The organism is Vreelandella alkaliphila (assembly GCF_016107625.1).
In the GTDB taxonomy this organism is placed as follows: domain Bacteria; phylum Pseudomonadota; class Gammaproteobacteria; order Pseudomonadales; family Halomonadaceae; genus Vreelandella; species Vreelandella alkaliphila.
Genome location: NZ_JABASV010000011.1, coordinates 22,357 through 35,490, shown reverse-complemented (window position 1 = coordinate 35,490; position 13,134 = coordinate 22,357). Strand labels below are relative to the sequence as shown.

Sequence of the window (13,134 nt, the reverse complement as noted above, 5' to 3'; positions counted from 1 at the left end):
GCAATCTCCTAAAAACGCTCGGGGCAAAATAGCGCATAAAACAAGTACGCCGCTGTGCCGGTCGCGATTATCAACAGTGCAATATTCATCGATGTGCCTCCTTTGATTGGCCCCCAGAGCTTAGAGATTGCCTGCGTAAAAAATCGATGGCGTTTAAGGCGTTAGCCGTCAAAAAGATGTAAAAAAATGAACTTTTGGCTCGTTAATATGGTTTCCTGCCATTGCTACACTCGACAGCTTCCCTATAGATAGGTGACTATCTTCAGTGACATGTCGCCAGAGTGATCTAACCACCGATGAAGATTATTATTTTGGGTGCCGGCCAAGTTGGTGCCACCCTGGCGGAGCACCTTGCCCGCGAAGAGAATGACATCACCGTTGTCGATACCGACGGCGCAAAACTGCGCGAACTGCACACCAAACTGGATATTCGCACCGTGACGGGCTCGGCTTCGTATCCCATCGTGCTGCGTCAGGCGGGCTGTGAAGACGCCGATATGTTGATTGCGGTGACCAACACCGATGAAATCAACATGATCGCCTGCCAAGTCGCCCATACGCTGTTTCGCACGCCTACCAAAATTGCCCGTGTACGCTCAACCGCCTACCTCACCCGTAAGGGGTTGTTTGCCCACGAAGCGATTCCTATTGATGTACTGATCAGCCCTGAACAAGTGGTCACGGATCATGTTCGCCGCCTGATTGAGCACCCCGGTGCGTTGCAGGTATTGGAGTTTGCCGGTGGTTTAGTGCAGCTGGTGGCGGTCAAGGCGTTCTACGGTGGCCCGTTGGTGGGACAGGATTTAGCCTTTTTAGCCAAGCACATGCCCAATGTGGAAACACGCGTGGCGGCAATTTACCGCCGCAACCGACCAATTATTCCCCGTGGCGATACGGTGATTGAAGCCGACGACGAGGTGTTTTTCCTGGCCGCACGGCGCGATATTCGCGCGGTAATGAGCGAACTACGCCGCGTTGAACGGGATTTTCGACGGGTGGTGATTGCTGGTGGGGGCAATATCGGTGAACGCTTGGCCGAACACCTGGAGCACAGCCATCAGGTCAAGATTATCGAGCACAGTTTAGAGCGCTGTACTGCGCTTTCCGAGCGGCTTGACCGAACGGTGGTGCTACACGGCAGCGCCACCAGCAAGCGGCTGCTGGAAGAAGAGAACATCGAAGACTGCGATATCTTTTGTGCCCTGACCAACGACGACGAGGTCAATATTATGTCGTCGCTGCTGGCCAAACGCTTGGGCGCCAAGAAAGTACTGACGCTGATTAACAACGCTGCCTACGTGGACTTGGTTCAGGGGGGCGAAATAGATATCGCCATTTCACCCCAGCAAGCGACCATCGGTAGCCTGCTTACCCACGTCCGCCGGGGCGATATTGTCAACGTGCACTCGCTGCGCCGTGGCGCTGCGGAAGCTATCGAGGCGATCGCCCACGGTGACAAGCAGTCGTCCAAGGTGGTAGGCCGTACCATTGCTGAGATCAATCTTCCTGAAGGCACCACCATTGGTGCCATTGTGCGAGGCAAAGAGGTCATCATTGGCCATGGGGATGTGATGGTAGAGAGCGGCGACCACGTCATTCTGTTCGTGATTGATAAGCGGCGCATTCGTGACGTGGAGCGGCTATTCCAAGTGGGTTTAACGTTCTTTTAAGCCACCCGGAACTCGCCTCACGTTAATCAGAGGCTCCTTAGCATCGTTAACAACACTATGCGTTAAATCTCCACCGCGCGGCCAATAAACTCTATCGGGCCAGTTGGTAAACCGGTGGGCGAACCGGTGTCATCTTCTAGAGTGAGCTCAAAGAGCTGATTATCCTCAAGCGGCGGTAACTGGTCTAAACGCAGGCGCAACGGTTGCCCTGGTTCTACTAGGCCAAGTGAAACCGGCGCTTGCCAATCATCTGCTTTGGTCCAGAACTCCAGTGCTTTTCCTTCGGGCACTTCAAAAGTGCCCAACGGGATCAGTTGAATTTCCTGGCGGTTGGCGGCCTGTACGACCCACCCGGCTGATTGAGTTTGCGGCGCTAACAGCACCACCATATATTCCGGCGTTGTTGGTGCAGTAGAGACATTGGTCAATATCACGCCCATGGTCACCGCGGCAGCCAAACCAAGGCCGGTAGCGGCGCGCCAAAATGGTAGGCTGTGCACCAAGCGGCGTGGCGTTGGTGCCGCCCTAGGAACACGTGCTGATCTTTTCGATGCGGCGTGCATGCTGCGCTCTATACGCGGCCATAAATAATCTGATGGGGTAACAGGATCAACGATCGCGGTGTAGGGGAAAAACTGCTCTTCCCAGTCAGCCACGATGGTCTGTAATTCTGGATCATTGGCTAAGCGTGCCTCAAAGGCTTCTCGCTCAGCAATGGGTAACGAACCTAGCACGTACTCCCCTGCAAGCGCATAAAGGTCATCGTTTTCGTTTGAACGTGTCATGACATACACTCCCGCAGGCGAAGCAAACTTCGCTTAATCCAGGCTTTAACAGTGCCTAGCGGCGCGCCGGTGTGTGCAGAAATTTCAGCATGACTTAACCCATCCACGTAGGCATGTAGCACACAGTTGCGGCGCTCGGTTTCCAATTGCTGCAGGCACTCATCCATCTGTTGGCCAGTCTGCCAGTCAAAAGCTTCCGCAGTTGTCGATAATGACTGTTGGTAGGTATCATCATCGGCTAGCTCGCCTGGGTCGTTGATATCCACCCTGATTTCTCGGTCGCGCTGGCGAATAGCGTTTAGTGCTAAGTGGCGGGCAATACTGAATATCCAGGTGCGGGCAGAGCCCCGTTCGGGGTCGAAACTATCGGCACGCTGCCAGATGTTCAGGCAAGCATCGTGGACAATGTCCTCAGCCATACCGCGGTCTTTCACAATGCGCATGACAACGCCAAGCAGTCTGGCGCCCTCTTGACGATAAAGTTGGTGTAGCGCTGCTTGCTCGCCACGCGCGCAGCGGGCAAGCGCATCAGCATAATCGAAGTCGTTAGCTATCGTAGACACGCCTATATCAGACACATGCTAGCTCCCTGGTGACACGCCGATACAGTCGCCGATACTATTCACAAATACTACTCGCAAATACTATTCACAAATACTACTCACAAATACTATCGCCACTACTGTTATCGCCGCTCTTTTGGCTAGCATAGCGGCTAGAGACCCGCGAGACGAGCCTCTAGCCTTACTTAGATGTGTTTCTTGAGCAAAACATTGCTTAGCAAAAGTGTTACTTACCACTTAGCAATAAAAGGACTTAGTTAGCTGTCCAGAAAATATAATCTGCCTGATAAGTGACGACTGCGGTGGCACCGCCATGGCCATCATCGCAAGCCACATCGGGTGCGACACCACCCTGAGTATTCAGGCGTTGAATATAGCTAACGCCAGTCATTGCGCCCTCACCTGCCGCAGGATTCGCTTCAACGAGCTGCAACGGGATATTGCCATCACCATTCGCGGCAGTTGCCAGCTGAGTGCCGGTAACTTTGGAGCCATCCAACGCTTCCCAAGTAGCAGGCGGGCCGTAGTAGCTGCCAACTTGAGCACCATCACTGTCGTTCAGCGCCGCGTGGGGACCTTTGAATACCCAGCCCATAGTACCGTCACCTTTAGCTTCGCACATGTAGGTAATCGCACCCACACCCACTGTTTCTAGAGCGATGGTATTGCCATCGGGCACTTGAACGTCGGCAGGCGTCATATCGGCCAGCGCAACGTGACTGAAGGATGCAATCAAGGTAGCGGCGAGTGCTGCACGCGTAAGAGGTTGGATAGTCATTTCAGTCTCCTTGGGTTTTGTATCAACCACTGCAAAGTGTGGCTGTATAGGGGATACACACGAGAAGACGTTTTGGATGCACTCTTTTTAGAAAATAATTAATAAAAAAGCGCCTAAAAAATTTGAGGCGCTTTTTATGTATGTAAATCAGCTGATTAATTATTGGCTAACGCCATCTACTGCAACCTGCCGGGGGCAGGCATTGCCACTGTGATCAAACAGGTGGCAATGCTGGCCTGCAAGCCCCAAACGCACTGTTTGGCCCTCTTCTAAGTGGGTCAAACCGTCTAAATGCTGGGTAAGCGGAACGCTAATACCTGCTACCTGCCAGTGCGCCAGCGTTTCGTAACCCAGCTTTTCCGCCACCATTAAGGTCGCATCCAGCGTGGCTTCTGCCTGCTCTGCGGCGACAAAATCTTCTGCCCGCAGCCCAAGCGTTGCGCTATCCCCTGACTGAAGGTGCTTGCCATTGACCGCCACTGTCAGCGTATCACCGCTATGCAGACGCACGACTGTTTGACGCTCGCCTGGATCTACCACCGTGACGGGAAAGGTATTAATCCGCGGCGAGCCGATGAACTCGGCCACTTCAAGGGTTTTAGGGAAGTGATAGAGCGAAAGCGGCGCGCCGACCTGGGCGATACGGCCACGGGAAAGCAGCACAATACGGTCAGCCAGCGTCATCGCTTCCACTTGATCGTGGGTCACGTAGATCATGGTGGCGTTCAGGCGCTTATGCAGCGCCGCAATTTGCACCCGCATATCCACCCGCAGCGCGGCATCCAGATTAGAAAGCGGCTCATCGAACAAAAAAACCGCGGGCTCTTTTACCAAGGTACGGCCAATCGCTACCCGCTGACGCTGGCCACCGGAAAGATCTTTAGGTTTGCGTTCCAGCAGTTCAGTCAAGTGCAACATGTCAGCGGCATGCTGAACGCGACGGCGAATCTCGGCTTTATCAGTGCGCGCCAGCTTTAAGCCAAAGGCCATGTTTTCCGCCACACTCATGTGCGGGTAAAGCGCATAGGATTGGAACACCATGCCGATATCCCGCTCCTGGGGTGGAGTCTCATTGATCCGCTGACCATCAAGCTGCATATCACCTTCGGTGATATCTTCCAGGCCTGCGATCATACGCAGCAAGGTGGATTTTCCGCAGCCAGAGGGTCCAACGAAGATCACAAACTCGCCATCTTCGATCGTAAGATCGATATCCCGGGAGATTTCCACACCGTCAAAGGATTTACCAATACCGCTAAGCGTTAAACGTCCCATGGTGCATCCTCCTCGGACTGTGGGCAGCAGGCAATCGCCACGCCGTAAGGTGGTAGCCGTAGTTGCCCCTCCTGCCACTCGCCGTTTAGCCAAGCAGGCGAACCCTTCAGTGATTCAGCGCTTTTAGGCGCCACGCGAGTGACGGTTTGGTCGCTAAAATTCAGTGCAATCAGCAGACGTGAGTGTTGATAGGTACGCTCTAAACAGAGCACCTCATCATGCACGGCGTGATAGCGCACCTGGCCTTTTACTAACGCTGGCAAGGTGCGGCGAAACGCTAAAAACTCACGGTAGGCATTGAGCAACGAACCGGCATCGTTATCTTGTTGATCAACGGCGAGACTGGCGTGCGAATCGGGCACTGGCAGCCAGGGCGTGACATCGCTAAAGCCAGCGTGTCGCGCATCGGCTTGCCAAGGGTGTGGCGTTCGGCAACCATCGCGACCTTTATAGGCAGGCCAAAAGGTGATGCCCGCCGGGTCAACCAACTGCTCAAACGTCAGTTCGGCTTCTGGCAAGCCAAGTTCTTCACCTTGGTAAAGGCACACACTGCCCCGCTGGGTAAGCAAAAACACCATATAAAGCCGTAGCTTATCCAGTTGTCCTTCAGCCCGCCAGCGGGTGGCAAGGCGGGTGACATCGTGATTTCCTAGTGCCCAACAGGGCCAGCCGTCGCCAATCCGCGCCTCCATTTCGGTGAGCGTTTTATGCAAATAACCAGGGTCGGCTTTGTCAGTCAGCAGGTTAAAGGAGTAGCACATGTGCAGGCGATTGCCGCCTTGGGAGTATTCCGCCATCACGCCCAGGGCGTCGTCGTCACCAACTTCTCCTACGCTCGTCGAGCCGGGATACTCATCGAGCAGGCCGCGCAGGCGTTCTAAAAACACCACATTTTCCGGCTGGGTTTTATCGTGCTGATGCAGCTGGTAGCCATAGGGATTGTCCGGACGAACACCTAAAAAGCTTTCGGTTACTTCTACGCGCGGAGGATTATCCTTGAGCTCGCCGTGGGTGCAGAAGTTCACTGCATCAAGACGGAATCCGTCGACGCCCCGCTCCAGCCAAAAGCGCGCTTCTTCCAGAATGGCATCCACCACGGCGGGAGTACGGAAATTGAGATCCGGCTGACTGGCCAGGAAGTTATGCAGATAGTACTGGCAACGGCGCGTATCCCACTGCCAGGCGCTACCACCAAACACCGACTGCCAGTTGGTCGGTGGCGCACCATCAGGTTTGGGGTCGGCCCAGACATACCAGTCTGCTTTCGGGTTATCACGACTTTTGCGGCTCTCTTCAAACCAGGCGTGTTGGTCAGAGGTGTGCGACATTACCTGATCAATCGTCACCTTTAGCCCTCTGGCATGGGCGCCCTCTACTAGGCGATCAAAATCTTCCAAGGTGCCAAACATCGGGTCAACACCACGGTAATCGCTAATATCGTAGCCGAAGTCTTTCATGGGCGAGGTGAAAAACGGCGACAGCCAGATGGCATCGACGTTTAGCGAGGCAATGTAATCAAGCTTATCAATCAGCCCTTTTAAGTCACCAATCCCATCGCTCTGGCCGCCCTTTCCGTCGCTATCCATAAAGCTGCGCGGATAAATTTGGTAAATCACTGCGCCGCGCCACCAGTCAGCGCCTTGGCTGCCAACGTAGCGGGAAGTAGAAGATGCCTGCATCATTATATTGTCCTTATCATTACCTGTTGATTGGCATGATGCAGCGTTGATCGAAAGATAAAATCCTCCCCTAGAGGTAGCAGTGGGCGTAGGTGTTAGGAGTAGCCGCTACCGCCGCCCTTAAGCACTGTTTACTCTCCTCTTATTCTCCTTGAATATGCGCCAGTAATTGCCCCGCCAGCGCAATGGCTTCATCCCGCCGCCGAATATTCTGTTTTTGATAAAGGCTGCGGATATGCGTTTTGATGGTGGTCGGCGCCACCGATAGCTGTTCAGCGATCTGCTCATTAGAGAGCCCAGCATGAATCAGCCCCAAGATTTGCCACTCTCGGCGAGTGAGTGGCGACGTACGGATAAGTTCAGGCACATCGGGCCGTGCCACAATGTTGGCAATGACTGTCTCGTCCAGCATCAAGCGGCGAGCACTGCCAAAATCTTTTTGGCGGCCAGCTAAGGTCAACAACCGCTCCGCACGAGCCTGTTCAAGGGGGTCTAAGCTGTTACTTGCTAATAGCGTCGACAGCAGCTCCCCCAGTGGTTTGCCTATCCGTAAAAAGCTGCCTACCAATGCGGTGCGGGAAGCTAAACTGAGTGCCTGCTGTATATGGTTGCTTGCCTGGGTGGTTTGCCCCTGATGCCAAGCCACCGCCGCTAAGCACAGCTGGTTGCGATTCGCGTCAGTCACTAATCCTAGCCGCCGGGTGTGGTCTTCAAGGGCATCCAGCAGTTCTCGGGCCTCTTCGTAGCGCCCCAATAGTGTTAATGCACGGGCATGGTTACGTACGTTGCACTGGGAAAAGTGATTAGTGGCATGCTCGGTAAGTGGTTCTGGCGCTTCTTGGCGCCAACGCTCGACCGCATCCATATCGTGTGTCGATTGCCACCACGCCAACAGCGTTGCATGGGCATTGGCTACCCAATCAATGTGGTAATCCCCTTCTGAGAGAATTTTACGCAGCCTACGAATGTGGTCGGCACACTGCGCTTGGTCTCCCCGGCTCTGGGCGACTTTAGCGAGCTGAATATGGCACTGCAGCGTCCAGCGCTCGCCTTGATTGTCTAACACCGCAATACCTTTCAACGCAGCCTGCTCGGCTTCGTCTAACCGATGCCACTCCCAAAGCACCTGGCTGCGAATGCGGTACAAAAACTCCGCGACCGGTAAATGTTCAAGTTCGGCGCGCTCTAGATGAGCAAAGGCGCGCTCTTGAATATCATAGGCGGCCTGCAAGCGTCCCTGAGCCACCAGGGTTTCAGACTGATGACAGTATGACCACAGCAGCAGTTGATGATCGTTGCGCTGACGAGCATGGCGCTCTACTTCTCTAACGCGCTGAAGCGACTCTTCCAGATAGCCCAGAACAAAGCGTGCTTCACTAAGAATAGCGGTGGCGGTTAGTGGTGTTGACGCCAGATAGCGAGCAGGCGACGCGAGCGCTTGCTCAGCCAGTGGCGCTGCGCGCTCAGCATCACCCTGGTTAATTGCCAATTGGGCACGCAATGTGGCAAATTCAGCACTCAATGCCTGCCATTCGGGCTCATCCAGCTGCGCCTCTATCCATCCGATCACTCGTGCCGTGATATCAAACTGAAATTGCCCATGGGATACCCAACCATAGAGCAGCGTATGCTCCGGACGTTTTGAAAGTCGCGGTTCGCCCAACAGTGCAAAGCCTTGCGCTAATAACGCATAAGCTCCACTGGCTAGTAATGCAGGGCCCTGCGCGGTCAATAAGCTGGCAACATCCTCTGGCTCCTCGGCTAAGATTGCCTGGCGTAGCGCCATGACCGGATCATTTAGCGCTAACCACGCCTGGCTTGCACGCTGGTGTAACCTTCGCTGAGTGGCTAAATCAAGCTCGTGTCGGCGGTGACGAAGATACTCGCCAAACAGTCGCTGAAAGCGGAACCACTGGCTATGCGGGTCGGGGCGTTCAATGAATAGCCCCGCTTGCTCAAACGCTTCCAAGCGCTGAGTTAACCGCTCTCCTTCCAAAAGGCGCGCCATTAGCTCGGGCGAAAAACGCTCTAACACCCCCAACTGAAGCATTAACTCGCGCTCTTCAGAGGGAAGCGCGGCAGCGAGCAGCTCATCAAACCAAGCGACAAAATCAGGGTGCGCACCGCTTAAGCGCTCTACCAGCGCATCAAATCCCGCGCGCGTGGTGGTTCGCTCAACCAGCCAGTTAAGCGCTACAATCCAGCCACCGCTTCTACGCAAGGCACGTTCAAGGCTTACTCGGGTGGGCGGAAAACTTAGCTGTTCGGCACACAAGGTGTGTGCTTCTTCGCTGTCAAAGGCCAAGCCATGAAGGTCGATCTCTTCAAGCTCCCCTCTCAATCGCAAACTCGCCAAACCAAGCGCGGGTCGCGAGCGGCTCGCCAGTGTCAAGGTCAACCAAGGCGGCTGATGACGCAGCCAGTGAGCGACACCCGCCAAAATATCGGGATGGGTCACGTGTTCAAATTCATCGACGACTAAACGACACGGGGAACGTTGCTCGGGTAACTCTCCCAACCAGCGTTCAAGCTGCTCGATGCAGTTAGCATTGTCAGCCATGGGCGAAAGCACATAGGCGTCATCGAACAGTTTGTTCAACGCTGCCCGCCAGTAGGTTAGAAAGCGTGCTGGCTGGTTATCACGCTGATCCAATCGTAACCAAGCGGCCTCCTGCTCCAGCGCGGGCAATCGTTCAGCCAGCAGTGTCGTTTTGCCATAACCCGAGGGCGCTGCCAGTACCAGCAAGCGGGTGCGCTCGTTTAAGGCGAAATGATCATTTAGACGTGGCCGGGCCACCACACTAAGCGGCAGCGGCGGAGCCTTTAGCTTTTCTTGGAGTAACGACATCAGCGCCTCCCGATATCAGTGCTTTTACATAACAAAAAGCCCGCGACACGTCGCGGGCAATCAGCATTGGAGAAACAGTTTTCACTAGCGAGCAGCGGCTTACGCTTAGAACCTCTGCTCAGAACCTCTGCTCAGAACCATACCTCGGTTTGTACGCCAAAGGTAAATTCACCGCCAGTAAATCCATCGCTACCTAGAGAACTTGCACCGTAGCTATTAAGGCTCTCGTCCCAGTCGCTGTAAGTCGTGAATAGACGGATCTCAGGACGCTTCCAGAAACCACCTAATTCCGGCTTGAAAGTCGGTGCGATAGTGAACTTCATATAGTCACCATCAACCGCGTTACGGTCACTGTAACCCTGTGGATCTAAATCCATCCACTGATAGCTAGCTTCGTACTGCATTTCAAAATTCTGATTGATTTCATTGGCCAGACGTACGTTTAGCGTAGCCCAATCATAACTGTCACCATTGGCGAAACGATCTTCACTGGTTTCAGCCAGTATAGACGGTGCAATACGCCACTTCGGTGCAATATAGGTCGTTCCGTATAACGCCAGCCGCGTTGCGGTAGCATCATCCGTCAGGTCGCCGTTGCTACCCAACCCTTTAACTTCGGCCCCTAAGCCTTGGCCGTGCAGTACAGCGGCCTTAAAGTTACCTTCGCCCATGCCGAAGAAGCTGTCGCCGTGGTAAGCCACCATGGTATGCCAGCCGGTATCAGCCGCGGTTTGGCCCACGCCAATATCACGCTCATCGTTATCAGCAGCAGACATGCCGTTGACCATGACCTGCCAGTTACCGAAGTAATTATTAGAGGTCAGCACGAGGTTATCCGTATCGCTATCTTCCCCATCTAAGCCAGGGTTTTCACGGTTGACGACCGGATAGTCGCTGAAGCTGCGGCCATAGACTGAAAGGTTACTCTTCCAGTTATCGGCTAGCTGCATATCGTATATACCGCCACCGGTACCGGCGAGGAAGACAACATCGCTATCTAGCCAATGGATATCAAAGTTATCACGGTCAAAGCGCTTACCGGCCCAAATGGAAGCGTTTTCAAACGCGCCGGTAAAGCTTGGTAAGTCACTAAATTCGGCATACACCTGGCGCACGTTTAGGTTGGTATCGTCACCTACCCAATCGTTACTGGAATTAGTACCGGCAGCCAACATCGTGGTGTAACGAGCTTTTGCACCGTTATCAAACTGCATGCGGTAGTTCAGAATGGCTTCAGAGTATGTATCCGGCTCGTTGCCCAAACGACCAACGGCACCGCCATTTCCACCCGCGGGTGTCAGATAAGGACCACCTGGTGCGCTTTTGCCATCTTCACCAATTAGCAGGCCGGAACGCGCATAGACATTAAAGGAGAATCCCTCTTCACCGCTGGATTGGCGCTCTACACGGGCAAGGCGTTCTTCAATATCAGCATTGGTAGCGGGCGCACTTGACGATGGTGCAGCATGTCCCTGCTCAGCTAACTCCGCGCGACGTTCTGCAGCCTCCGCCCGCTGCTCGGCAGCCGCAATTCTTGCTTCTAACTGAGCAAATCGCTCTTCCAATGTTGTGTTGGCGCTAGCAGTGCCACACAGCCCAAAACTGGCAGCGGCGATGGCAATGGCGAGAGGTGTTTTGAATGTCATTTTGTGCATTGTTTTAAACCCTAATTTATTAAGCCCTTGTTTTTAAAAGCCATACCCTTAAAAGCTGTATTCCTAGGAGCTGTATTCCTAAGAGCTATGCTTTAAAAAAAGCGTTTTAAAAATCGCTTTAAAAACTTGGCTTTAAATCTTTTATTTTTGAGATTTTGTTGAAAACGTAAGTTTCTGATGCTTTTGCTTTAAACCTTCCTTCGAGCCAAAGCCATCAGTCTGTCGCTTTACTGCACGGATAGCCCACGCTCATCAACACGCCCAACGACTCTCCCACTGAGTGGCGCTAAACGCTGTTCTGCGAACCGAATTCAGCAAATTATGTTGCAAAGCAACTACGTTTTATCCCGCCAGATAACGGTAGAAAGAACTTAATCGATTAAGAGGTAGTAAACCAACAAGAAATCACTAATTATCGACCAATGTCTAAACTGTTCATTAGGTTAGAAAAAAGTGATGCAACGGCATTAGACAAAAGTCGCTATTGAACTTGTCACGAGGAGACGGCTAACTGGCACCTTACTTAATCGTTTAAGTAGGCGCTACAAGCGTTTTTAACACTCATTACCCATAACAACAAATGCCGAGGAACGCCCTATGAAAAAGACACTACTCACTTCTGCCATTGCTTTGGCTAGTCTCGCTAGCGCCACAGGTTCTGCCCAGGCGGCTGAGTTAACCATTTCTTGTGGAGCTGTTGGTGCGGAGCTTACCCTTTGCCAAGAAGGTGTGAGCGCCTGGGAAGAGAAGACCGGCCACAGTGTCGATGTGGTTTCAACGCCAAACTCATCTACTGAACGTTTGTCACTCTACCAACAAATTTTATCCGCCAACTCTAGCGACATTGATGTCATGCAGATCGATGTTGTCTGGCCCGGCCTACTCGCTAATCACCTGCTTGATTTAAGCGAAGTACTCGGGGAAGACGCCGCGGCAGGCCACTTCGACACCATTGTCACCAACAACACTATCGATGGCCGCCTAGTTGCGATGCCCTGGTTTACCGACGCAGGTGTTCTGTATTACCGCGAAGACCTGCTGGAGAAACATGGCCATGACGTACCTACTACGTGGCAAGAACTGACCGACATCGCGCGTGATATCAAAGATGCCGAGCGCGCAGAAGGCAATGATCGTATGCAGGGTTTTGTCTTCCAGGGGCGTGCCTATGAAGGACTTACCGTCAATGCACTGGAGTGGGTATCAAGCTTCGGTGGTGGTACCGTGGTAGATCAGAATGGCGAAGTTACCATCAATAACGAAAAAGCTGCTGAAGCACTGGATTTAGCAGCCTCATGGATTGGTGATATCTCTCCGGAAGGCGTGCTGAATTATACCGAAGAAGAAGCCCGTGGTGTTTTCCAGGGCGGCAATGCCGTATTTATGCGCAACTGGCCATACGCCTGGTCACTGGCTCAAAGCGAAGATAGCGATGTACGTGGCAGTGTCGGCGTCACCCAATTGCCCGCAGGTGGAGAAGACGGTCGAAGTGCAGCTGGCTTAGGCGGTTGGAACTTAGCAGTATCCCGCTATAGCGAACATCCCGAACTCGCCGCTGATCTGGTCGCTTTCTTAGCCGGTGAAGAAGAGCAAAAGCGTCGTGCCATCCAAGCGTCCTACAACCCCACCATCGATGCGCTTTACCAAGATGAAGAGGTACTGGAAGCCGTGCCTTTCTTTGGCACTCTTTACGACACCTTCACCAACGCTGTTGCCCGTCCGTCAGCACCTACCGGGGATGCCTATGGCCGTGTTAGCAATGCCTTTTTCAGCACCTCACATGATGTGCTTTCGGGTACTAAAACTGGCGCTGACGCCGTCGCTGACCTCGAAGGCGATCTACTCCGCCTGAAGCGTCGCAACTGGTAACCGCGGAGATAC

Annotated in this window: 10 protein-coding genes; 2 read left to right on the top strand and 8 right to left on the bottom strand. The window is 53.5% G+C overall.

The window, feature by feature from the left end; all coding sequences use genetic code 11:
* Positions 1-8: 8 nt before the first annotated feature.
* The gene (kdpF, locus tag JFC11_RS19195; protein ID WP_084183678.1) at positions 9-89 is read right to left on the bottom strand and encodes a K(+)-transporting ATPase subunit F; all 81 of its coding nucleotides are present in this window, start codon (positions 87-89) and stop codon (positions 9-11) included.
* Between the two features lie 207 nt (positions 90-296).
* Here kdpF and trkA point away from each other — a divergent pair, with 207 nt between their 5' ends.
* Positions 297-1,670, top strand: a complete 1,374-nt coding sequence (gene trkA, locus JFC11_RS15445; protein ID WP_095604285.1) for a Trk system potassium transporter TrkA — start codon at positions 297-299, stop codon at positions 1,668-1,670.
* Between the two features lie 62 nt (positions 1,671-1,732).
* Here the strand turns inward: trkA and JFC11_RS15440 are convergent, their stop codons facing one another.
* The 7 genes from JFC11_RS15440 to JFC11_RS15410 all read right to left on the bottom strand — a co-directional run bounded on the left by JFC11_RS15440 (position 1,733) and on the right by JFC11_RS15410 (position 11,253).
* Positions 1,733-2,455 carry an anti-sigma factor gene (locus JFC11_RS15440; RefSeq protein WP_038483282.1) on the bottom strand — a complete coding sequence of 241 codons (723 nt, stop codon included), beginning with the start codon at positions 2,453-2,455 and terminating at the stop codon, positions 1,733-1,735.
* Positions 2,452-3,033, bottom strand: coding sequence for a sigma-70 family RNA polymerase sigma factor (locus JFC11_RS15435; RefSeq protein WP_253920290.1), 582 nt, complete (start codon positions 3,031-3,033; stop codon positions 2,452-2,454). Before JFC11_RS15435 ends, JFC11_RS15440 begins: the two co-directional genes overlap by 4 nt.
* 238 nt (positions 3,034-3,271) lie before the next feature.
* Positions 3,272-3,796, bottom strand: coding sequence for a DUF3455 domain-containing protein (locus JFC11_RS15430; protein ID WP_198349913.1), 525 nt, complete (start codon positions 3,794-3,796; stop codon positions 3,272-3,274).
* A gap of 159 nt (positions 3,797-3,955) precedes the next feature.
* A complete protein-coding gene (gene ugpC / locus JFC11_RS15425) occupies positions 3,956-5,071 on the bottom strand; it encodes a sn-glycerol-3-phosphate ABC transporter ATP-binding protein UgpC (RefSeq protein ID WP_198349912.1) in 1,116 nt (371 codons plus the stop codon).
* Positions 5,059-6,753 carry an alpha-amylase family glycosyl hydrolase gene (locus JFC11_RS15420; RefSeq protein WP_198349911.1) on the bottom strand — a complete coding sequence of 565 codons (1,695 nt, stop codon included), beginning with the start codon at positions 6,751-6,753 and terminating at the stop codon, positions 5,059-5,061. The genes ugpC and JFC11_RS15420 overlap by 13 nt, the downstream gene beginning before the upstream one ends.
* Before the next feature lie 139 nt (positions 6,754-6,892).
* Entirely contained in the window at positions 6,893-9,598 is a 2,706-nt protein-coding gene (gene malT, locus JFC11_RS15415) for an HTH-type transcriptional regulator MalT (protein WP_198349910.1), read from the bottom strand.
* 131 nt (positions 9,599-9,729) lie between these two features.
* Positions 9,730-11,253, bottom strand: coding sequence for a carbohydrate porin (locus JFC11_RS15410; protein ID WP_198349909.1), 1,524 nt, complete (start codon positions 11,251-11,253; stop codon positions 9,730-9,732).
* 597 nt (positions 11,254-11,850) lie between these two features.
* On the opposite strand from JFC11_RS15410, the gene JFC11_RS15405 reads away from it, so the two are divergent.
* Positions 11,851-13,122, top strand: a complete 1,272-nt coding sequence (locus JFC11_RS15405; protein WP_120387152.1) for an ABC transporter substrate-binding protein — start codon at positions 11,851-11,853, stop codon at positions 13,120-13,122.
* Positions 13,123-13,134: the final 12 nt, after the last annotated feature.